The 21,903-nt window shown below is 72.6% G+C and carries 19 protein-coding genes; 12 read left to right on the top strand and 7 right to left on the bottom strand.

What is annotated here, in order from left to right; genetic code table 11:
- Window positions 1-23 precede the first annotated feature (23 nt).
- The 3 genes from WD794_11425 to dusB all read left to right on the top strand — a co-directional run bounded on the left by WD794_11425 (window position 24) and on the right by dusB (window position 4,640).
- The gene (locus WD794_11425) at window positions 24-2,780 is read left to right on the top strand and encodes a DEAD/DEAH box helicase (GenBank protein ID MEX2290921.1); all 2,757 of its coding nucleotides are present in this window, start codon (window positions 24-26) and stop codon (window positions 2,778-2,780) included.
- A 127-nt stretch (window positions 2,781-2,907) separates the two neighbouring features.
- Window positions 2,908-3,507, top strand: a complete 600-nt coding sequence (locus WD794_11420; protein MEX2290920.1) for a nucleoside triphosphate pyrophosphatase — start codon at window positions 2,908-2,910, stop codon at window positions 3,505-3,507.
- Window positions 3,495-4,640 carry a tRNA dihydrouridine synthase DusB gene (dusB, locus tag WD794_11415; GenBank protein ID MEX2290919.1) on the top strand — a complete coding sequence of 382 codons (1,146 nt, stop codon included), beginning with the start codon at window positions 3,495-3,497 and terminating at the stop codon, window positions 4,638-4,640. The genes WD794_11420 and dusB overlap by 13 nt, the downstream gene beginning before the upstream one ends.
- A 35-nt stretch (window positions 4,641-4,675) precedes the next feature.
- On the opposite strand, the gene WD794_11410 is transcribed toward dusB, so the two are convergent.
- Together WD794_11410 and WD794_11405 are read right to left on the bottom strand one after the other, a co-directional pair.
- Window positions 4,676-5,596 carry a 5'-3' exonuclease gene (locus WD794_11410; GenBank protein MEX2290918.1) on the bottom strand — a complete coding sequence of 307 codons (921 nt, stop codon included), beginning with the start codon at window positions 5,594-5,596 and terminating at the stop codon, window positions 4,676-4,678.
- 37 nt (window positions 5,597-5,633) lie between these two features.
- Entirely contained in the window at window positions 5,634-6,443 is an 810-nt protein-coding gene (locus WD794_11405) for a helix-turn-helix transcriptional regulator (protein MEX2290917.1), read from the bottom strand.
- 410 nt (window positions 6,444-6,853) lie between these two features.
- Between WD794_11405 and WD794_11400 the strand changes: the two genes are divergently transcribed.
- Window positions 6,854-7,999 (top strand): acyl-CoA dehydrogenase family protein, encoded by a 1,146-nt coding sequence (locus tag WD794_11400; protein ID MEX2290916.1) that lies wholly within the window; start codon window positions 6,854-6,856, stop codon window positions 7,997-7,999.
- A 12-nt stretch (window positions 8,000-8,011) separates the two neighbouring features.
- On the opposite strand, the gene ugpC is transcribed toward WD794_11400, so the two are convergent.
- A complete protein-coding gene (gene ugpC / locus WD794_11395) occupies window positions 8,012-9,091 on the bottom strand; it encodes a sn-glycerol-3-phosphate ABC transporter ATP-binding protein UgpC (GenBank protein ID MEX2290915.1) in 1,080 nt (359 codons plus the stop codon).
- A 268-nt stretch (window positions 9,092-9,359) separates the two neighbouring features.
- Between ugpC and WD794_11390 the strand changes: the two genes are divergently transcribed.
- The 3 genes from WD794_11390 to WD794_11380 all read left to right on the top strand — a co-directional run bounded on the left by WD794_11390 (window position 9,360) and on the right by WD794_11380 (window position 12,718).
- On the top strand, window positions 9,360-10,709 hold the full coding sequence (locus tag WD794_11390; GenBank protein MEX2290914.1) for an ABC transporter substrate-binding protein: 1,350 nt from the start codon (window positions 9,360-9,362) through the stop codon (window positions 10,707-10,709).
- 102 nt (window positions 10,710-10,811) lie between these two features.
- Window positions 10,812-11,780: a sugar ABC transporter permease gene (locus WD794_11385; protein MEX2290913.1), complete on the top strand. Its 969-nt coding sequence runs from the start codon at window positions 10,812-10,814 to the stop codon at window positions 11,778-11,780.
- Entirely contained in the window at window positions 11,777-12,718 is a 942-nt protein-coding gene (locus WD794_11380; protein ID MEX2290912.1) for a carbohydrate ABC transporter permease, read from the top strand. Before WD794_11385 ends, WD794_11380 begins: the two co-directional genes overlap by 4 nt.
- 12 nt (window positions 12,719-12,730) lie before the next feature.
- Here WD794_11380 and WD794_11375 read toward each other — a convergent pair whose 3' ends face one another.
- The 3 genes from WD794_11375 to WD794_11365 all read right to left on the bottom strand — a co-directional run bounded on the left by WD794_11375 (window position 12,731) and on the right by WD794_11365 (window position 16,024).
- Window positions 12,731-14,089 (bottom strand): GH1 family beta-glucosidase, encoded by a 1,359-nt coding sequence (locus tag WD794_11375; GenBank protein ID MEX2290911.1) that lies wholly within the window; start codon window positions 14,087-14,089, stop codon window positions 12,731-12,733.
- An 8-nt stretch (window positions 14,090-14,097) separates the two neighbouring features.
- Window positions 14,098-15,339 carry a DUF4032 domain-containing protein gene (locus WD794_11370; GenBank protein ID MEX2290910.1) on the bottom strand — a complete coding sequence of 414 codons (1,242 nt, stop codon included), beginning with the start codon at window positions 15,337-15,339 and terminating at the stop codon, window positions 14,098-14,100.
- 64 nt (window positions 15,340-15,403) lie between these two features.
- A complete protein-coding gene (locus tag WD794_11365) occupies window positions 15,404-16,024 on the bottom strand; it encodes an SDR family NAD(P)-dependent oxidoreductase (GenBank protein MEX2290909.1) in 621 nt (206 codons plus the stop codon).
- A gap of 126 nt (window positions 16,025-16,150) precedes the next feature.
- Here WD794_11365 and WD794_11360 point away from each other — a divergent pair, with 126 nt between their 5' ends.
- From WD794_11360 to WD794_11345, 4 genes are all read left to right on the top strand, one after another.
- The gene (locus tag WD794_11360) at window positions 16,151-17,719 is read left to right on the top strand and encodes an amidohydrolase family protein (GenBank protein MEX2290908.1); all 1,569 of its coding nucleotides are present in this window, start codon (window positions 16,151-16,153) and stop codon (window positions 17,717-17,719) included.
- Between the two features lie 263 nt (window positions 17,720-17,982).
- Entirely contained in the window at window positions 17,983-19,572 is a 1,590-nt protein-coding gene (gene lnt / locus WD794_11355) for an apolipoprotein N-acyltransferase (GenBank protein ID MEX2290907.1), read from the top strand.
- Complete coding sequence (locus tag WD794_11350; protein MEX2290906.1) at window positions 19,569-20,351, top strand: polyprenol monophosphomannose synthase; 783 nt, start codon at window positions 19,569-19,571, stop codon at window positions 20,349-20,351. The genes lnt and WD794_11350 overlap by 4 nt, the downstream gene beginning before the upstream one ends.
- 1 nt (window position 20,352) lies before the next feature.
- Window positions 20,353-20,877: an FxsA family protein gene (locus tag WD794_11345; protein MEX2290905.1), complete on the top strand. Its 525-nt coding sequence runs from the start codon at window positions 20,353-20,355 to the stop codon at window positions 20,875-20,877.
- A gap of 27 nt (window positions 20,878-20,904) precedes the next feature.
- On the opposite strand, the gene WD794_11340 is transcribed toward WD794_11345, so the two are convergent.
- Window positions 20,905-21,291, bottom strand: coding sequence for an RNA polymerase-binding protein RbpA (locus tag WD794_11340; GenBank protein ID MEX2290904.1), 387 nt, complete (start codon window positions 21,289-21,291; stop codon window positions 20,905-20,907).
- 115 nt (window positions 21,292-21,406) lie between these two features.
- Between WD794_11340 and WD794_11335 the strand changes: the two genes are divergently transcribed.
- Complete coding sequence (locus tag WD794_11335) at window positions 21,407-21,853, top strand: hypothetical protein (GenBank protein ID MEX2290903.1); 447 nt, start codon at window positions 21,407-21,409, stop codon at window positions 21,851-21,853.
- Window positions 21,854-21,903: the final 50 nt, after the last annotated feature.

The raw sequence follows: 21,903 nt of genomic DNA, 5'->3' as shown, positions 1-21,903 counted from the left end.
GTCGCTCACAGACCGGGCCGGCGCTGACGGAGTTCCAGCTCGGCTACCCGTTCGGGCTGGACGCCTTCCAGCGCACCGCCTGCGCCGCCCTGGAGGCTGGCCGCGGCGTCCTGGTGGCCGCGCCCACCGGCGCCGGCAAGACGGTCGTGGGCGAGTTCGCCGTCCACCTCGCGCTGCGCGCCGGCCGCAAATGCTTCTACACGACGCCGATCAAGGCGCTGTCGAACCAGAAGTACAACGACCTGGTCGAGCGGCACGGCGCCGACCGGGTGGGGCTGCTGACGGGCGACAACGCCGTGAACGGCGACGCGGACGTGGTGGTCATGACCACCGAGGTGCTGCGGAACATGCTGTACGCCGAGGGGTTGGGCGGCGCGGGCGGTCCGTCCTCCAGCGACCGGCTGCGCGGGCTCGTGCACGTCGTGATGGACGAGGTGCACTACCTCGCCGACCGCGAACGTGGCGCCGTGTGGGAGGAAGTGATCATCCACCTGCCGGAGAACGTCCAGGTCACGTCGCTGTCGGCGACGGTCAGCAACGCCGAGGAGTTCGGCGAGTGGCTCGGCACGGTCCGGGGCGACACCGAAGTGGTCGTCGAGGAGCACCGGCCGGTCCCGCTGTGGCAGCACGTGCTGGTCGGCACCCGGCTCTACGACCTCTTCGTCGGAGACGAACGTGTCAAGGGCGTCGGAGACGAACGTGTCAAGGGCGTCGGTGCGGAGGCGACCGCAGGCGCAAGGGCGGTCCGGGTCAACCCGCAGCTCGAGCGGCTGGCCCGCGACGAGGGCCGGCTGCCGGCGCGCGGCGGGCGCGGCCCCCGTGGGACCTCGCGTGGCGGCCACCGGCGGCCGATGGCGTCGCGCTCGGAGGTGCTGACCCGGCTGGACGGTCAGGGGCTGCTGCCGGCCATCACCTTCATCTTCAGCCGGGCCGGTTGCCAGGCCGCAGTCCAGCAGTGCCTGCGCTCGGGGCTGCGCCTCAACACCGCCGAGGAGTCCGAGCGGGTCCGGCTGACGGTGGAGCGCAGGACCGCGTCGATTCCGCGCGAGGACCTGCGGGTGCTCGGCTACTGGGACTTCCTGGAGGGCCTTCAGCGGGGCATCGCCGCGCACCACGCCGGGATGCTGCCGACGTTCAAGGAGGTCGTGGAGCAGCTGTTCGTGGACGGGCTGGTGAAGGCCGTCTTCGCGACCGAGACGCTCGCGCTCGGCATCAACATGCCGGCCCGCTCGGTGGTGCTGGAGAAGCTGACCAAGTGGAACGGCGAGACGCACGCCGACGTGACGCCGGGGGAGTACACCCAGCTCACCGGTCGGGCCGGCCGCCGCGGCATCGACGTCGAGGGCCACGCGGTCGTGCTGTGGCAGCCGGGGATGGATCCGCGGCAGGTGGCCGGTCTCGCATCGACCCGCACCTATCCGCTGCGGTCCAGCTTCCGACCCTCGTACAACATGGCGGTGAACCTTGTCGGCTCACTCGGCCGGGAATCGGCACGCACTCTGCTGGAGAGCTCGTTCGCGCAGTTCCAGGCCGACGCGTCCGTCGTCGGGCTGGCCCGCCAGATCACCCGCAGCCTGGAGGGGCTCGAGGGCTACCGCGAGGCGATGACCTGCCACCTCGGTGAGGTACAGGAGTACGCCGGGCTGCGTGCGGAGCTGTGGCGGCGCGTGGGCGAGCTCGCCCGCAGCGGCGCCACCCAGCGCCGGGCCGCTGCGGCCGCGTCGCTCGAACAGCTCCGCGTCGGCGACGTCATCCGGGTACCGACCGGGCGGCGGTCGGGGCTGGCGGTCGTACTCGATCCCGGCGTCGGCAGCAACGGCGACATCCACCCGATGGTTCTCACCGAGGACCGCTGGGCCGGTCGGCTGCCCGCCGCCGACTTCTCCACGCCGGTCGAGCCGTTGGCGAAGGTTCGGGTGCCCAAGGGCTTCAACGCCCGCTCACCGCAGGCCCGGCGTGACCTGGCCTCGAGCCTGCGGGCGCTGGACCTGCCCGTGCCGGGCCGCCCCGGCAGACGCCGGAGCGGTGCCGCGGACGACGAGAAGCTCAGCGGGCTGCGGGTCGCGCTGCGCCGCCACCCGGTGCATGGCTGCGACGACCGGGAGGCGCACCTGCGCTGGGCTGAGCGTTGGCGCCGGCTGCGCGAGGAGACCGACAAGCTCGAGCGGCGGGTGGCCGGCAAGACCAGCTCCATCGCCCGCACCTTCGACCGGGTCTGCGTCGTGCTCGACGAGCTCGGCTACCTCGACGGTGAGCAGGTGGCGCCGGCCGGGCGGTCGCTGTCCCGGGTCTACAGCGAGTCCGATCTGCTCACGGTGGAGAGCCTGCGCCAGGGGCTGTGGGACAACCTGTCGGCAGCAGAGCTGGCGGCGGTCGTGTCGACACTCGTCTACTCTGCGCGCCGGCCCGGGGAGTCCAACCCGCTCGTCCCGTCCGGCCCGGTGCGGGTCGCCCTCGAGGAGATGGACCGGCTGTGGCGCTCGCTGTCGCACGTCGAAGCCGACGCCGGCGTGCAGTTCCTGCGCCAGCCCGACAACGGCTTCGCCTGGGCGACCTGGCGCTGGGCCGGTGGGGCAACGCTGGAACAGGTGCTCGGCGACGACCCGGACATGACCGCCGGCGACTTCGTGCGCTGGTGCAAGCAGATCGTCGACCTGCTCGGGCAGATCGCGGTGGTGGCCGAGGAGCTCTCGCCCAAGGGGGAGGAGCTGCGCCGGACAACCCGCAAGGCGATGGAGGCCGTACGCCGCGGCGTCGTGGCCTACAGCAGCCTGGCCTGACCTCGAGCTGATCCTGAGCTGATCCTGAGCTGATACCCCCTGCGTCCTGCCGCGCCGCGCACCGCGCGCTCCACAGAGCATGACGCAACAGGGGGGCGGGGCGGGGTGGCGGCTAGCCTCGACGGATGTGACTGCCCGTCCGCTGGTGCTCGCCAGCGCCTCACCGGCCCGGCTGCGCCTGCTGCGTGACGCCGGTCTGGACCCGCGCGTGGTCGTCAGCGGCGTGGACGAGGAGGGCGTCGCCGCCCCTGATCCGACGTCGCTGGTCGTGGAGCTGGCCCGACTCAAGGCCGCCGCCGTCGCCGGGTCGCTGGCCGGCGACGAGCTGGTGGTGGGCTGCGACTCGATGCTCGAGCTCGGCGGCGAGATCCTGGGCAAGCCGCGGAACGCCGCCGACGCCACGGCACGCTGGACACGCATGCGCGGCCGGAGCGGCACCCTGCTCACCGGCCATGCGGTCGTCGACGTCGCCGCCGGCCGCATCACCTCGGGGGTCGCAGCGACCACTGTGCGCTTCGGCTCGCCGTCGGACCGCGAGATCGCGGCATACGTCGCCACGGGAGAGCCGCTGCGCGTCGCCGGAGCCTTCACCCTCGACGGCCGCTCCGCGCCGTTCGTCGACGGCATCGACGGCGACCCCGGGAACGTGATCGGCCTGTCGCTGCCGCTGCTGCGGTCGCTGCTCGCCGACCTGGGTATCGGCATCACAGACCTGTGGGCCTCGTGACGACCGCCCTGCAGCCGGGGCTGCGGATCGGGCCGCTGACGGTCGACCTGCCGGTGGTGCTGGCCCCGATGGCCGGCGTCACGAACGCGGCGTACCGCTCGCTGTGCCGGTCGTACGGCGCCGGGCTGTACGTCAGCGAGATGGTCTCCGCGCGGGCGCTGCTCGAGGTCAACGAGACGACGAACCGGCGGGCGTCGTTCGGCCCGGACGAGACCGTGCGCAGCATCCAGCTCTACGCGACCAGCCCCGACGTCGTCGGCGCCGCAGTGCGCAAGCTGGTGCAGGAGGACGGCGTGGACCACGTCGACCTCAATGTCGGCTGCCCGTCGCCGAAGGTCACCCGCCGGGGCGGCGGAGCGGCCCTGCCGGCGCACCCGGTGCTGTTCGGCAACCTGGTGCGCTCCGCCGTGCGCGCCGCCGGCGACGTGCCGGTCACGGTGAAGATGCGCACCGGCGTGGACGACGCGCACCTGACCTACCTCGAGGCCGGGCGGCGCGCACAGGAGGAGGGCGCGGCGGCCGTGGCGCTGCACGCCCGCACCGCCGAGCAGTTCTACTCCGGCCGGGCGGACTGGGAGGCGATCGGCGAGCTTAAGGCGGCGCTCGGGCATGTGCCGGTGCTCGGCAACGGCGACATCTGGGCCGCGAGCGACGCGCTGCGGATGATGGAGCGCACCGGCTGCGACGGGGTGGTGGTCGGCCGCGGGTGCCTGGGCAAGCCGTGGCTGTTCCGCGACTTGGCGGATGCCTTCGCCGGACGCGAGGTGCAGGGTCCGCCGCCGATCGGGGACGTCGTGCCGGTCATGAAGAGGCACGCCCGGATGCTGGTCGAGGCCCGCGGCGACGAGGGCTTCGCCGTCCGCGACTTCCGACGGCACACCGGCTGGTACATGACCGGCTACCCCGTCGGCGGGTCGGCCCGCAAGGCGCTGGCGATGGCCTCCTCGCTCGCTGAGCTGGACGACCTGCTCGACGCCCTCGACCCGACCGCCCAGCTGCCGCCCGGCTCGGAGCTGCTGCCCCGCGGACACGTGCAGGGGCCGCGGCACGTCGTGCTGCCGGAGCACTGGCTGCGCGACCCGCTGGACCCGACCCCACCAGACGATGCCGGCGCCTTCCACCAGGGTGGTTAGCCACCAGGGTGGTTAGTGGTCAGCCACCAGGGTGGTCAGCCACCAGGGCGGTCAGCCGCGGTCTCCAAGGCCCTCAGCAGCCGGTCCAGCGGGCTGTCCAGACCCCAGCGGTCCGACAGCGCCACCAGCCGAGCGGGGTCCCGCGGCCCGCGGGGGAGTACGTCGGACAGCTCCGGCACCGGCAGGTCGCGCACGGCACGGGTCACCGCGGGCGCCACCGCGAGGTAGGCCCGCGCGGCCTCGAGCTTGGCCCGTGCGCCGGCCGGGAAGCCGTCCTGCTCTCCGGTGTCCAGCGCGGCCAGGATGCCCTCCACCGTCCCGAACCGGCTGACCAGCGCCGCAGCGGTCTTGTCGCCGACACCCTTGACGCCGGGCAGCCCGTCCGACGGATCGCCGCGCAGCACGGCGTACTCCGCATAGGCCGTTCCAGAAATGCCGTACTTGGCCGCGACCGTTCCCGGGGTGTACGGCGCGAGCTTGTCCACCGTGTACAGCACGCGGACGGGACCCTCGTCGCGGACCAGCTGGAACATGTCTCGGTCACCGGTCACGACGTCCACCGCCCCGGCCTCCCGCGCCGACAGCGTCCCGAGCACGTCGTCGGCTTCGTACCCCTCGACGCCGGCCGTCGCGATGCCGATCGCGTCCAACACCTCCAGCAGTACGCCGACCTGGCCGCTCAGGCTCGCCGGCTCCGCCTCCGCGCCGTTGTCCGCGAGCCGGTGCGCCTTGTAGGAGGCGACAGCGGCGACCCGGAACGCGGGGCGCCAGTCGAGGTCCAGGCATGCGACCAGCCGGGCCGGCCGGGTGTCCCGGACGATCCGCGCGATCAGGTCGATCGTCCCGCGCACGGCGTTGACCGGCGAGCCGTCCGGTGCGGTGACCGACTCCGGCACGCCGTGGAAGGCGCGGTACCAGAGCGAGGGGGTATCGAGCAGGGTCAGCTGTCCAGGCACCCCGCCAGGCTGTCAGATCGGAATGGCCAGGAGGCTGTCAGGCCGGGTACCCGTACCGGAGGAGCCAGGCGGCAAGGCTCGCGTCGTCCCGCAGCCGCCAGCCGCGACGGTCACCCCGGTCCGGCATCGGGCGCTGGCCGAACCGCTTGGTGTGAAAGACGTAGGCCTCTTCGGCGGCATGGGCGGGATCCTTGTGGGCGGCCACCCGCCGACCCGCCCGATCCACCGCCGCCTCCTCGTGCAGGACCCGCGCGACACATCGCAGCAGCGGACGCTCGGCAGCGAAGGCCGGCTGCAGGGCCAGCTCCGCCGGCGGATCGACCCCGACCTCCCAGGACTCGAGGCTGACGGCCACGGGCGCACCCGAGTGAACCGCACACGACGGCAGTACGTGCAGCAGGGGCGTGCTCGGAACGTCCCCGATCGATCGACCCGGGAAGCACACCTCGATCTGGCTCAGCGGCTGCTCCCTCGGCGTCCACAGGGCGAGTGCAGCGGGCCCGTGCAGGACGACGTCACCGTGACGGGCCAGCGCACGCAGCTGCTCCCACAGTGGTCCGTGCTGACAGGAGCCGGGCTGGTCACCCACCGCCTGGACCAGCCGGTGTGTGAGGCTTCGGCGGAGGAAGACCAGCAGCTCCGCCGTCGGAGCCGGTGGCGGCAGATCGACTGCCAGCTCCAGACCCGCCGACTCCAGCACTGCCATCAGCACGGCCAGGGTCGGCAAGCGCCGTCCGGCCTCCACCGCAGCGACGGTGCGGGAGTGGACGCCGGTGCGCGCGGCGAGCTCGCGCTGACTCCAACGCTGCCGCCGGCGCACCGCCCTCAGCATCTCGGCTGCCTCCACCCTCTGAGCGTGCCGCACTCCCGGCGGCGCGGAGGGCAGCTGCAGGGGACTGTGGACTGGGCGGCTCGCTGTGCAGCGGCTCAGCCTGCCGCGCACCTGGGCTGCCGCGTACCTGGGCTGCCGCGGTGTGTGAGGTGCCGACGTATATGGAACTGCTGGCGCTGACGTCGGCAGCTCCATATACGCACCGGCGGACATGGTGCTGCCGGACACACGTATGAAACTGCCGGTCCGCGCGGCAGCAGTTCCATATACGCGCCACCGGTCATGCTGCTGCCGCGTGGGTGAACGTGCCGGTCCGCGCGGCAGCAATTCCGTACGGAGGATGGCCCACGCGGGTGGGCTGGACGTCCTGCGCGCCGGCGGCGCTAGCGTGGCGGGGTCGATCCGACTGCTTCCGGAGGCTGTGCATGCCGCCCGTCGTCCGTTCGCTGCCGTCCGAGGAGGCGGAGTCGCTGCTGGGGCTCACCCGTGACCTGGTCGAGGGGGAGGTCGCACCGCGCGCGGTCGACATGGAGGCGCGCGAGCAGTTTCCGCGCGAGCTGTTCCGCACCCTCGGCAAGGCCGGCCTGCTGGGCCTGCCGTATCCGGAGGAGTTCGGCGGGGGCGGGCAGCCGTACGAGGTCTATCTGCAGGTGCTCGAGGAACTCAGCCGCGGCTGGCTCGCGGTCGGGCTCGGGGCCAGTGTGCACACGCTGAGCTGTTTTCCCCTGGCGGCGTACGGCACGGCAGAGCAGCAGCGGCGGTGGCTGCCCGACATGCTCGGCGGTGAGCTGCTCGGCGCGTACTGCCTGTCGGAGTCCGGCAGCGGGTCGGACGCCGCCGCGCTGCAGAGCCGGGCGGTTCTGGACGGGGACAGCTACGTCGTGGACGGCGCGAAAGCCTGGGTGACCCATGGCGGCGAGGCGGACTTCTACAACCTCATGGTCCGCACCGGCGGCCCGGGCCCGAAGGGGATCTCGTGCCTGCTCGCTCCCGCGGCAACGCCCGGGCTCTCGCCGCAGCCGCCGGAACGCAAGATGGGGATGCGGTCCAGCACCACCGCGACGATCCTGCTCGAGCAGGCTCGCGTGCCGGCCGATCGGCTGCTCGGTGCCGAGGGTGAGGGCTTCCGCATCGCGATGAGCGCCCTCGAGGGCGGGCGGCTCGGGATCTCGGCGTGCGCCGTGGGGCTCGCCCAGGCGGCGCTCGACCTGGCGGTGGACTATGCAAAGGAGCGCAAGCAGTTCGGCCAGCGGATCGGCGACTTCCAGGGGCTGTCCTTCCTGCTCGCCGACCTGGCGACCCAGATCGAGGCGGCGCGGGCGCTGTACCTGTCGGCCGCCCGGCTGCGCGACACCGGCCGGCCGTACGCAGCCCAGGCGGCGATGAGCAAGCTGTTCGCCAGCGACACCGCCATGCGCGTCGCGACGGACGCCGTGCAGATCCTCGGCGGCTACGGCTACGTGGAGGATTTCCCGGCGGAGCGCTATCTGCGCGAGGCCAAGATCCTGCAGATCGTCGAGGGCACCAACCAGGTGCAGCGCCTGGTCATCGGCCGCTCACTGACGGCGTGACCGCCGACCGCCTCACCCGGTCAGCCGCGTGCCGGTGACCGTGTCGAACAGGTGGATGTCGGAGGTCGGCGCCAGCCGGATGCGCTCGCCCTTGCTCGGCGGGCTCCGCGGGTCGACGCGGGCGACCAGGAGAAGTTCCTTGCCCTCCTGCTGCACGCTCGCGTGGACGAAAGCGTCCGAACCGAGCTCCTCGACCAGGATGACCTCGGCCTCGACACCGGTGTCGTTGCCGCAGATCTCGAGGTTCTCCGGGCGCACGCCCACGGTGACCGTGCCCGTCGTGACCCCGGCCAGCGCCTCGCGCGGCGCGCGGAACTCATAGCCACCCAGCCGGGGCCCCCCACCGTTCATCGTGACGTCCAGCAGGTTCATCGCCGGGGAGCCGATGAAGCCGGCGACGAACAGGTTCGCGGGGTTGTCGTACATGTGCCGCGGGGTGTCGACCTGCTGCAGGACGCCCGCGTCGAGGACCGCGACCCGATCGCCCATGGTCATCGCTTCGACCTGGTCGTGCGTGACGTAGACGGTGGTCGTACCCAGCCGGCGCTGCAGCGAGGCGATCTGCGTGCGGGTGGCGACGCGGAGCTTGGCGTCGAGGTTGGACAAGGGCTCGTCCATGCAGAAGACCTGGGGGCTGCGGACGATGGCCCGACCCATGGCGACCCGCTGACGCTGACCACCGGAGAGGGCCTTGGGCTTGCGGTCGAGGTAGTCGGTCAGGTCGAGGATCCGGGCCGCCTCCTCCACGCGGGTGCGGATCTCCTCCTTCGGCTTCCCGGCGATCTTCAGCGCGAAGCCCATGTTCTCGGCCACCGTCATGTGCGGGTACAGGGCGTAGGTCTGGAAGACCATCGCGATGTCGCGGTGGTTCGGCTCGACGTCCGTCACGTCGCGCTCGCCGATCCGGATGGCGCCGCGGTCCACCGGCTCGAGGCCTGCCAGCATCCGGAGGGACGTGGACTTGCCGCAGCCCGAGGGACCGACGAGCACGAGGAACTCGCCGTCGCCGATCTCGAGGTCAAGGGCATCGACCGCGGGGGTCTCCGCACCGGCGTAATGCCGCGTCGTCTTGTCGAAGGTCACCGTGGCCATGTCTGTCGATCCCTCCACCGGCAGGTACGTGCCGGACGATCCGAGTGGAAGTCCATTGCCGAACGCCCGCAGGTTCTCATGCGCGGCCGCCGGCTGGACACCCATGCCCTGGCGACACCCACGGAAGCCTCGTGACGCGATCGTTACGCGATCATCTCGGCGGGTGACGTTGCAGCCCGGCCGTGGCGGACATAGGAAGGCCCTGCACCCAACCGATGACGCCGGCGCGCTCTCCGCCGCCGGGCGCGGAGAACGAGGAGGCACGGGCATGGCCCTCCCCCCGAAGAGGCTGAGGACGGTCGCGCTGGTCGGCGCCTTCAGCCTGGCGCTTGCGGCTTGTGGTGGCGGCGGCACCACCGCCGGCGGTGTCACCGGCGACGTGGACTGCGCCGACTACGAAAAGTACGGCGACCTGTCCGGCGAGAGCATCACCGTCTACACCGGCATCGTCACGCCGGAGGACAAGCCGCACATCGACAGCTACAAGCCCTTCGAGCAGTGCACCGGCGCCAGCGTCCGGTACGAAGGTGACAAGAGCTTCGAGGCGCAGGTTCTCGTGCGCGCGCAGGCCGGCAACCCGCCGGACCTCGCGATCATCCCGCAGCCGGGTCTGCTCACGCAGCTGGTCGGCACCGGCAAGGCGGTGGCCGCCCCGGACGAGGTCGCCGCCAACGTCGACGAGTTCTGGGGCGAGGACTGGAAGGGCTACGGCACCGTCGACGGCACCTTCTACGCCGCGCCGCTGGGTGCCAGCATGAAGAGCCTGGTCTGGTACTCGCCGGCCGAGTTCGAGGAGAAGGGCATCGAGATCCCCACGACGCTCGACGAGCTGAAGGAGGTCTCGGACGAGCTGGCCGAGGGTGGACGCAAGCCGTGGTGCGCCGGCATCAGCAGTGGCGAGGCCACCGGCTGGCCGATCACCGACTGGCACGAGGACTTCATGCTGCGCACCTCCGACGCAGAGACCTATGACAAGTGGGTCGACCACGAGATCCCCTTCAACGGACCGGAGTCGGCCGCCGCGCTCGACGCCGCCGGCGAGTACCTCAAGAACGACAAGTACGTCAACGGCGGTCTGGGCGATGTCCGCAGCATCGCGACGACCACGTTCCAGGACGGTGGCCTGCCGATCCTGGAGGGAAACTGCTCGCTGCACCGTCAGGCGAGCTTCTACGCGTCGAACTGGCCGGAGGGCACCGAGGTGTCGGAGGACGGCGACGTCTTCGCCTTCTACCTTCCGGGCAAGACGGCGGATGAGAAGCCGGTGCTCGGCGGTGGAGAGTTCCTGCTCGCCTTCAACGACCGTCCCGCGGTCCAGGCCTTCCAGATCTACCTGTCCTCCGACACCTGGGCCAACAACAAGGCCGAGGCGAGCCCGAACGGCGGCTGGGTCAGCGCCAACAAGGGGCTCGACGTCGACAAGCTGGTGAGCCCGATCGACCGACTCGCGGCCGAGACCTTCCAGGACGAGGGTGCGGTCTTCCGCTTCGACGGATCGGACCAGATGCCGGGGGCCATCGGCTCCAACGAGTACTGGAAGCAGGCGACGAACTGGATCACCGGTCAGGACACGAAGACGACGGTGGACGCGATCGAAAGGGCCTGGCCGAAGTCCTGAGCTGACGTCGGGCCGGGTCGGACCGTGGATCACGGAACGGGGCCGGAGGGTGCAGAATGCGCACCCGCCGGCCCCGGTGCCGTGCGGAGGTGAGGGCGAGGCATGAGCGCGACCGACAAGTTCCTGCGCATGGGCCTGGCCGTCGCGATGTTTCTCGCGGTGGTCGGCGTGATCCTTTTCGTGGCCAGCCGGTTCAGGGGCCGCTCCGCCGAGCGCTGGGTGGCGCTGACGTTCCTGCTGCCGACTGGGCTCCTGGTGGCGATCGGTCTGATCTATCCCGGACTGCGGACGATCTACCAGTCCTTCCTCGACGCCGGGGGCAACTCCTTCGTGGGGCTGGCCAACTACGCGACGATCTTCACCGACAGCGGCCAGCTGACCGTGCTGCGCAACACGGTGTTGTGGGTGGTGCTGACGCCCTTCGTCGCCACCGCGATCGGCCTGCTCTACGCCATCCTGATCGACAAGGCCCGGATGGAGGCCCTCGCCAAGGCGCTCATCTTCCTGCCGATGGCGATCTCCTTCGTCGGCGCGTCGATCATCTGGAAGTTCGTCTACGAGTTCCGCCCGGACCAGCCGGGAGTGAATCAGATCGGCCTGCTCAACCAGATCCTGGTCTCACTCGGCGGCAGCCCCAGACAGTGGCTGCTGGACGAACCGTGGAACACCCTGTTCCTCATCGTCGTGATGATCTGGATCCAGGCCGGATTCGCCATGACCGTGCTCTCCGCGGCCATCAAGGCGGTCCCGGAGGACATCGTCGAGGCGGCCCGGCTCGACGGGGTGAAGCGGCTCGGGATGTTCCGCTACGTCACGCTGCCGACCATCGCCCCCGCGGTGATCGTCGTGCTCACCACGATCGGCATCGCGACGCTGAAGGTCTTCGACATCGTCCGCACCATGACCGGCGGCCAGTTCAACACCAGCGTGGTGGCGAACGAGTTCTACAGCCAGAGCTTCCGCAGCGCGAACCAGGGGCTCGGCGCGGCGCTGGCCACACTGCTGTTCCTGCTCGTCATCCCGATCGTCGCGTACAACGTCCGCCAGCTGCGGTCCACGGAGGCCCGATGACCGCCGCCACTCCCGCCGCGGAGCCCACCGGTGGCACCACGGCCACGACGACGACACCCGCCGTCAACCCCGTCACGCTCGCAGCCGACAACGCCAAGAAGAGGCTGACCAGCCCGTGGGCCTCGCTGTTCGCGGTCGTGCTGGCATTCCTGTGGACACTGCCGACCTTCGGCCTGCTCATCACCTCCATCCGGCCGCAGCGCGACATCAACACCAGCGGCTGGTGGACCTTCTTCACCAACCCCGCCGTCACGCTCGACCATTACCGGACCGTGCTCAGCACCGAGGGATCGGCGGGTCTCGGTGCCTACTTCGTCAACAGCTTCGTGATCGTGATCCCGTCGGTCCTCATCCCGATCACCCTGGCCCTGCTGGCCTCCTACGCCTTCGCGTGGGTCGACTTCAAGGGCCGCAGCCTGCTGTTCGTCGTCGTCTTCGCGCTGCAGATCGTGCCGATTCAAGTGACGCTGATCCCGCTGCTGACCCTCTACGTCGACGCCGGCCTGGCCGGGTCGTTCTGGACGATCTGGCTGTCGCACTCGATCTTCGCGCTGCCGCTGGCCATCTTCCTGCTGCACAACTTCATGCGCGAGATCCCCAAGGAGCTGCTGGAGGCGGCCCGGGTGGACGGGGCGGGGCACGTGCAGATCCTGTTCAAGGTGCTGATGCCGCTGCTGACGCCCGCGCTCGCGGCGTTCGGCATCTTCCAGTTCCTCTGGGTGTGGAACGACCTGCTCGTGGCCCTCACCTTCGCAGGCGGTTCCCCGGACGTCGCGCCGATCACGGTAGCGATCGCCAACCTCGCCGGCACCCAGGGCACCGCCTGGCACCTACTCTCGGCCGGCGCGTTCGTGTCGATCCTCGTGCCGATCGCGGTCTTCCTCGCACTGCAGCGCTACTTCGTACGAGGGCTGCTCGCCGGCGGCCTCAAGGGCTGACGCTGGCGGGCTTCACCGGGCAGAGCCCGCCCGGGCCTGCCCGGCGTACCAGGAGAAGGAGCGCTTGGGCGTCCGCTGCCGGGTGACCGGGTCCACCGACACCAGACCGAACGTCTGCGTGTAGCCCTGCGCCCACTCGAAATTGTCCAGCAGCGACCAGGCGAAGTAGTCCAGCACCGGCACACCCGCCGCCCGTACCCGCTCGACCGCCGCAAGGTGCCGCCGGAGGTAGTCGATCCGGTCGAGGTCCTCGACCTCGCCGGCCGGCCCCCGCGCGTCGTCCGGGAACGCCGCGCCGTTCTCCGTCACCCGCAGCGGCAGACCCGGCAACTCCTCGGCCACCCGCCGCAGCACCTCCTCGAGCCCGGATGCCTCGACCTCCCAGCCCATGGTCGTCAGCGGCCCGCGGGGGCGGAAGGCGAAGTCGGGTGCGCCCGGGTAGCCGCCGGCGTCCTGGCCGACGCCGCTGCCGGCACTGCCCGCCGCGCCGATCCGGAAGGGGGTGTAGTAGTTGACGCCGAGCCAGTCGACCGAGCCACGGATCCGCTCGAGGTCTTCCGGCAGCGCGACGCCTGCCGGAGTGAGGGCCCGTGAGGCCAGCAGCTCGGGGTAGGCGCCCCGCGTGAGCGGGTCCAGCCACAACCGGTTCTGGACCGCGTCGACGTGGTCGGCCGCCGCCGGGTCGCCGTCCCGGTCCAGCCACACCGGTGCGAGGTTGAGGACCAGGCCGACCTGCGCGCCCGCGACCTCGGCGCGCAGGGCGGCGCCGGCGAGGGCGTGGCTGAGCAACAGGTGGTGGGCGGCGGCGTACGCCGCGTGCGGATCCCGCCGGCCGGGTGCAAAGGCACCCGCCGCATACCCGAGGAAGGCCGTGCACCACGGCTCGTTGTGCGTCGCCCAGGTGTCGATCCGGTCGCCGAGCCGGCCCGCGACGGCACGCGCGTAGTCGGCGAACCGCTCGGCGGTGTCCCGGACGGGCCAGCCACCGGCATCCTCGAGCGGCTGCGGCAGGTCCCAGTGGTACAGGGTCGGGAACGGCCGCAGCCCGCGGGCCAGCAGGCCGTCCACGAGGCGGTCGTAGTAGTCGAGCCCACGGGGCTCGATCCGGCCGTGCCCGAGCGGCTGCACCCGCGGCCAGGCGATCGAGAAGCGGTACGCCGAGACGCCGAGCGCGCTCAGCAGAACCAGATCGTCGTCCAGCCGGTGGTAGCTGTCGCAGGCGACGGACCCGTCGGTGCCGTCCAGCACCACGCCGGGCTGCCTGGTGAACACGTCCCACACCGAGGGGCCGCGGCCGTCCTCGGCGACCGCGCCCTCGATCTGGTAGGCGGAGGTCGCGACGCCGTACCCCAGAGCCGGCAGACCGGACATTCCCCGCCCTACGGACCCGGGGGCGGCAGTGCGCCCGGCGGGACAGCGGCCAACACCGCCCGCTCGTCCGGCTTGAGCGGCAGCACCTGGTCGACGTAGCTGCGCACCGCCTCCGCGGTCCCCACGTCGCGGCCGGCCCGTTCGGACAGGAACCACCGGTGCTCGAGCACCTCGTGGAACACCTCCGCCGGCTCCAGCTTTCCGCACAGGCTCCGGGGCACCGCCCGCACGACGGCGGAGAAGACGTCGGTCAGCCACTGGTGAGCGACCAGCTCCTCCGGCTCGCCCTGCTGACCGAGCGCCGCACGGTAGGCGTCGAGGTCGTTGAGCAGCCGGCGCGCCTGGTTCTCCTCGACGTCCAGCCCGGTCAGCCGCAGCAGCCGGCGGGCGTGGTGCCCGGCGTCGACGACCTTGGGCTGCACGAGCACCCGGTCGCCCTCGAGCCCGGTCTCGACCTCGAGCTCCGCCACGTCGAAGCCGAGCGAGTTCAGCCGGCGGATCCGGGCGTCGATGCGGTACCGCTCGCCGCGCCGGAACACCTCGGGCCCGGTCAGCGCCGACCACAGCTCGCCGTACCGGCAGACGATGGTGTCCCCGATGTGCATCGGGTCGACGGCGGGATCGAGCAGCTCGCCGGCCTGCAGGTCCATCAGCTCGCCGATGATGTTGGTACGGGCCAGCTCGACGTCGTAGCGACGCTGCCCGTCGGTGAGCCGTGGCTGCTGCTCCGCGGTCTCGGCGTCGACCAGGTAGGCCGCGAACGAGCCGGCATCCCGCCGGAACAGGGTGTTCGACAGCGAGCAGTCACCCCAGTGGAAGCCGGCCAGGTGCAGCCGGACGAGCAGTACCGCGAGCGCGTCGAGCAGCCGGACGGCGGTTTCCGGGCGCAGCGTCTGGGAGTACAGCGCGCGGTAGGGGAGCGAGAACTGCAGGTGCCGGGTGACCAGGGCGGTCTCGAGCAGTTCGCCGGCGCGGCCGGTCCGGCCCTCGAGGATGCCGACCGCCTGTACGGCCGGCACCTCGGCGCGCTCCATCGCGCGGAGCACGCGGTACTCCCGCTCCGCGGCATGCCGGCCGATCTCCTTCACGGCGTAGACGTCGTCGGCGAGCCGCACGAACCGCACGACGTGCCGGGACACGCCGCGGGGCAGCCCGACCAGCCACTCGGCGGGCCACTGCTCGAGCGGCAGGTGCCATGGCAGGTCGAACAGCTCGGGCTGTCCCGGCGCGCCGGTCAGGTGCAGAGCCACGTCGTCCACGGTCCCACGCCCCGGGACGCGCCTGTCCGTCAGTCGCACCGCCGACCGGCGGCGCTCACGGCCAGCCCTGCTCCAGCAGCGGTGTCACGGTCACCTCGTTGAGCACCAGATCGGCCGGTGCTGAGGCGATCCAGGTGATCAGCCGGGCGACCTGGTCCGGGGCAAGGGCATCCGCCGGGACCGTCGGCTCGCCGCTGCCACGGTCGTCGGGCGACCAGATCCCCCAGCTGGTGTCCATCGCTCCGGGGTAGAGCACGCAGGTCCGGATGCCGTACGGCCGGCCTTCGGCGGCGAGGGCCTGGGTGAAGCCGGTCAGGGCGAACTTCGCGGCGCAGTAGGCGGCGGCGTTGGCCCAGCCGCGGCGGCCGGCGACCGAGGAGACGTTCACGATGGTGCCGGCTCCGGCGTCCCGCATGCCCGGCCACACCGCCTGCGCCAGCAGGAAGCAGGCCCGCAGGTTCACGTCGAGCACCCGGTCCCAGCCGGCCAGGGACAGCTCGGCCACCGGCCCCGGCACGTCGGTGCCCGCGGCGTTCACCAGGACATCCACCGTCCCCAACTCGTCGCTGACCTGAGCCATCGCGCGGGCGATCTGCTCAGGATCGGCGAGATCCACGACGACGGCCGACGCCGTCCCGCCGGCCGCCCGGATCTGCGCCGCCGTCTCCTGCACCACCGCCCGATCACCGCGGGCAGCATGCCCTGCGCCGGTACGCCCGTAGCCACCTCACGCCGGGTTTCTCCCGTTGCTCCCGGCGTACGGGCGGAAAGAGGGGGCGAGGTGGTCCCTAGGCTCGACCGGGTGACGACGACGCTGTACCGCCGTGGTCGGGTCCGCTCGCCGGCGGACCCGTTCGCGACCGCCCTGCTCGTGGACGGCGGCACCGTCGCCTGGGTCGGCGGCGAGGGCGCGGCCGACGCCATGAGCTGCGACCGGACCGTTGACCTCGAGGACGCGTGGCTCGCGCCCGCGTTCGTCGACGCGCACGTGCACGCCACGGCCACCGGCCTGGCCCTGACCGGGCTGGACCTCACCGACGCACCCTCGCTGGCCGTGGCGCTCGACCGGGTCGCGGCCGCCGCGCGCAAGGCCCGCGGGGCAGTGGTGCTCGGCACCGGCTGGGACGAGACCGACTGGCCCGAGGGCCGGGCGCCCACGGCAGCCGAGCTGGACCGCGCGTCGTACGGCGGCGTCGTCTATCTCGCGCGCGCCGACGTGCACAGCGCCGTGGTGTCGAGCGCGCTGCTCGCGGCCGCGCCCGACACCCGCCGCGCGGCCGGCTTCCTCGGCGACGGCCTGGTCCGCCGGGACGCCCACCACGTCGTCCGCCGCGCCGCCTACGCCGCCGTGACAACGGGCCAGCGCCGTGCGGCGCAGCAGGCCACCCTCGACCGGGCCGCGCAGCTCGGCATCGCCTGCGTGCACGAGTGCGGCGGCCCCGACATCGGCGGCGAGGAGGACTTCCGCACGCTGCTGGCGCTCGGGCACGGGGTCGAGGTGGTCGGCTACTGGGGCGAGCTGGACGGGATCGAGCGCGCGCGCGAGCTGGGTGCGGTCGGCGCCGGCGGGGACCTGTTCGCCGACGGCGCGCTCGGCAGCCACACCGCCCACCTGCACGAGCCCTACCTCGACGAGCCGACCCGTGGGCACGGCTACCTCACCGTGGAGCAGGTCGCCCGGCACGTCGCCGCCTGCACCCGGGCAGGGCTGCAGGCCGGCTTCCACGCCATCGGCGACGCCGCGCTGGACAACGTGCTGGCCGGCATCGGCCGGGCAGCGGAGCAGGTCGGGCTGCCGGCCCTCCGCGCCGCCCGGCACCGCGTCGAGCACGCCGAGCTGCTGACCGCACCGCTCATCGCGGCCATGGTGGCGTACGGCGTGGTCGCGAGCGTGCAACCGGCCTTCGACGCGCGCTGGGGCGGCGAGAGCGGGATGTACGTGCAGCGCCTCGGGGCCGAACGGGCCCGGACGATGAACCCCTATGCGGCGCTGGCCGCTGCGGGCGTCCCGCTGGCTCTGGGCTCGGATGCCCCCGTGACACCGCTGGACCCTTGGGGAACGCTGCGCGCCGCCGTGCACCACCGGAGCCCCGGCAGCGGGCTGTCGGCCCGGGCGGCCTTCTCGGCGCACACCCGCGGTGGCTGGCGCGCGGCACGGGTCGAGGGTGCGGGGGAGCTGACCCCCGGTGCTCCCGCGAGCTTCGCCGTCTGGGACCTGCCGACCGAGCTGGTGGTGCAGATGCCCGACGAGCGGATCTCGGCGTGGTCGACCGACCCGCGCTCCGGAGTGGCCGGCCTGCCCGACCTGTCCGCCGATGACCCGCTCTGCCGGCGCACGGTCGTGGGTGGACGGGAGGTGTGGACCACATGAACGCCGCAACATCAAGAGCTAATCAGCCGGTTCTTCCGGCACCCGCTCTGACCTGCATGAACGAGGTAAAGGTGCAGGTCAGAGGCCGGTTGACAGCGCAAGGGCGGTGGCCGCTACCCTCGGCTCCGGTCCACCCGAGGGCAGGCGCCCGGGCTCAGTAGACAACGGCAGGTCGGCGGCTCCCAGCCGCTGCCCGGTCGGTCCGAAGGGACCCGGGCGCCTGCTTCGGTGGGCCCCGCCGGCCCGGCCCGAGGACGGGCACAATGGAGCCGGTGGAGCACCGGGCGGCCGTGGGCCTGCATCAGCCGGCGGAGCGGGCCCCGATCCCACCGGGGGAGCCGCCCTGCCGGCTGGCCGGGCTGCCCCGCCGCCGCGCCGCCGGCCTCCGGCTGACCGGCGCCGTCCTGTCCGGCCTGCTGCTCTACCTGGCGTTCCCGCCCGTCGACCTGCCCTGGCTGGCGCCTGCCGCCGTGGCGCTGCTGACCCTGGTCTGCCGGGGGACGTCGGCCCGTCGCGGCGCCCTGCTCGGGCTGGTCCACGGTCTGGCGCTGTTCCTGCCGCTGGTCAGCTGGACCGCCACCATCGCCGGTCCCGGGGCGCTGCTGGCGCTCGCGCTGCTGCAGGCCGCCTTCCTCGCGCTGCTCGGCGCCGCGCTGTCGCTCGCCACCCGCACCGCGGCCTGGCCGCTGTGGTCGGCTGCCCTCTGGACCGGGCAGGAGGCGCTGCGCGCGCGGCTTCCGTTCGGTGGCTTCCCCTGGGGGCGACTCGCGTTCAGCCAGGGTGACAGCGCCCTCACGCCGCTGGCCGCACTCGGCGGGGCGCCGCTGGTCACCTTCACCGTGGCGTTGCTGGCCGGCGCGCTGGCCTGGTCGGTGCTGCACGCCCGGCGCGGGCCGGTGCTGGCCGCGCTGGTCGCCGTCGGCGGCAGCGCCCTGGCTGCCGGAGCCGGCGCTGTCGTCCCGCTGCCGACCGGGGGCGAGTCCGTACGGGTGGCCGTCGTACAGGGCAACGTCCCGCGCCTCGGGCTGGACTTCAATGCCCAGCGCGCCGCGGTGCTGGCCAACCACGTGAGCGCGACCCGCGAGCTGGCGGCCGACGTGCGCGCCGGGCGGGCCGAGCGGCCCGAGTTGGTGATCTGGCCGGAAAATGCCTCGGACCTGGACCCTTTCACCGATCCGGAGGCCTTCACCGCCATCGACGGGGCGGTGCAGGACATCGGTGTGCCGGTCCTGGTCGGCGCGGTCCTGCTGGGCCCGGGGGAGCAGGTCAGCAACGCCGGCATCGTCTGGGACCCGGTCAGCGGCCCCGGCCGCCGCTACGTCAAGCGCCACCCGGTGCCGTTCGGGGAGTACATCCCCTACCGTTCCCTCGTCCGGAGGGTGACGAGCAAGGTCGACCTGGTCCCGCGCGATTTCGCCGCAGGCAATGAGGTGGGGGTGCTGGACGTCGGCCCGGTCCGGCTCGGCGACGTCATCTGCTTCGAGGTGGCCTATGACGACCTGGTGCGCGATGTCGTCACGGGAGGAGGCAGGCTGATCGTCGTGCAGACCAACAACGCGACCTTCGGCCGCAGCGGGGAGACCGTGCAGCAGCTGGCCATGGGCCGGCTGCGCGCGGTCGAGCACGGCCGCACCGTGCTGGTCGCCGCGACCAGCGGCATCAGCGCCGTGATCGCGCCCGACGGGACGCTGGTGGAGCAGGCGGCCGTCTTCACCCGGGAGGTCCTGGTGCACGAGGTTCCGGTACGCACCGGCCGCACGCCGGCCACCCGGCTCGGTGCCGCGCCCGAGGCGGTGCTGTCCGGGCTGGGCCTGCTGGGGCTGCTCGCTGCGCGCCGGCGGCGGTCCGCATGAGGGCACCGCTGGACCGGGTGCTCGTCGTCGTGCCGACCTACAACGAGAAGGACAACGTCGAGATCATCGGCAGCCGGCTGTTCGCCTCCGTGCCGGGCGCGCACCTGCTCGTCGTCGACGACAACAGCCCCGACGGGACCGGGCAGATCGCGGACGCCATGGCGGCCGCGGACGACCGGGTGCACGTGCTCCACCGGACCGGCAAGACTGGGCTCGGCGCCGCGTACATCGCCGGGTTCGGCTGGGCGAGGGACAACGGCTACGACGTCGTCGTGGAGATGGACGCCGACGGCTCGCACTCACCCGAGCAGCTACCGCGTCTGCTGGCGGCGCTCGAGCACGCCGACCTGGTGCTCGGCAGCCGCTGGGTCACCGGCGGGAAGGTGGTCAACTGGCCCAGGTCACGCGAGATCCTCAGCCGGGGCGGCAACGCCTATGCCCGCACCCTGCTACGACTACCGCTGCAGGACGCGACGGGGGGCTACCGCGCCTACCGCCGGGAGGTGCTCGACGCGCTGCCCCTGGGGGAGGTGGCCTCGCAGGGCTACTGCTTCCAGGTCGACCTGGCCTGGCAGTCGTGGAAGGCCGGCTGGGAGGTCGTCGAAGTGCCGATCACCTTCGTCGAACGCGAGCGGGGCGAGTCCAAGATGAACCGCGCGATCGTGCTCGAGGCCCTCTGGCGGGTCACCTGGTGGGGCCTGCGCAACAGCCGCCGGCGGGAAGTGCGACCCACCCATCGCGAGAGCGGCGTCCGGCCCAGCCGCCCGGACAGCGGCTGACATGCCCGCCCTGCTGGTCGCCACCCTGGTGATCGTCCCGCTCGTGGAGATCTACCTCCTCGTGCAGGTCGGTCAGCTACTCGGCATCCTTCCGACGCTGGTCCTGCTGCTGGTCATGTCGCTGCTCGGGGCCTACCTGCTGCGCCGGGAGGGCACCCGGACCTGGCGTGCCTTCCGGACGGCCCTGGGCTCCGGCCGGGTGCCGGCGCGGGAAGTGGCCGACGGTGCGCTGGTGATCTTCGGCGGCGCACTGTTGCTGACCCCGGGCTTCGCGACCGACGCCTTCGGGCTGCTGTGTGTGCTGCCACCGTCGCGCGCCGTGCTGCGCCGGATGCTCACCGGCCTGGTCACCAGGCGGCTCGGCGTGGTCGGGATGGTGGGCGGGCTGGCGGCGGAGCGGGCCCGGCGACCGCCGAAGCGCCGGGGCGACGTCGCGGGCGGCGAGATCGTGGACGGTGAGGTCGTGGAGGGCCCGGAGGCGCCGCCGCGGGACGGGGGCAAGCCGCCGCAGGACGGAGGGAACTAGCCGGCGACGGCGAACTGCACCCGCCGACTAGGCGCTCTTGCGCTCCTTGGCGCGCTCGCTCTTGAGCGCGGCCTTCACCTTGCCCTGGTGCTCGTGCAGGACGGCCAGCCGCTCGGCCAGCACCTCCTCGAGCTCGGCCGGGGAGCGACGCTCGAGCAGCATGTCCCAGTGCGTACGGGCCGGCTTGCCCTTCTTCTCCTCGGGCTGGGCGCCGTCGCGGAGCAACGCCGGCGCCCCGCACACGCGGCACTCCCAGATCGAGGGGATCTCCGCCTCGGCCGCGAACGGGACCTCCGTCGCGTGCGCGTCCGGGCAGTCGTAGGCAGTCCGTGAGCGCGGCGCGAACTCGGTGTGCCGGTCACTCTCGTAGCTCACGGCGCCGAGGCGGGTGCCTCGCAGAACTCGGTCGCTCATGGGTGCCTCCTGGGTCAGGGCGTCTGCTGTGCCAACGTGCAGACGCCCGGGAGGATTCCCGGACCGGGCGCCGCGGACACCTCTGCGCGCCCCGCCGACGTCGAGGAGGCCTTCCGTGCCGCTGCTCATCCGCCCCGCTGCCCCGACCGCGCGTTCCTCCGCCGTACGGGCGGTGATCGGCTGGGGGTCGCCGCGCCGTCTCGCGCTCGGCCGGGCCGGAGCCGGGCTCGTGCTCACCGTCCGGCCACGCACGCTGCCGCAACTGCTGGGGGTCGACTCGGCCACCAGCGCCCGGCTCGGTTGGGCGGTCCAGATGCTCGGCGCCCGCGAGCTGGCCCTGGGCCTCGGCACGCTGGTCGCGCTGCGCAGCCCCGATCGCCGGACGGCCCGCAGCTGGCTGGCGGTCGGCACGTTCTGCGACGCCGCGGACGTGCTCGCCATCGGCGGCGCCCTGGCCCGGGGCCGCGTCGCCCGCCGGGCCGGCGGCACCGTGCTGGCGGTGGCCGCGGCTGCCGTCGCCCTGGGGGTGCAGGCGCTGCAGGAGCCCGACAGCGACAGCTGAAGCGGCTGCGCGACTCAGGCCGAAGGTCTACGTTGCCGAGGAGCGCTACA

The organism is Mycobacteriales bacterium (genome assembly GCA_040902655.1).
GTDB lineage: Bacteria > Actinomycetota > Actinomycetes > Mycobacteriales > SCTD01 > SCTD01.
Note: the sequence above shows the minus strand (reverse complement) of the source record. Positions and strands in the feature narration are given on the sequence as shown.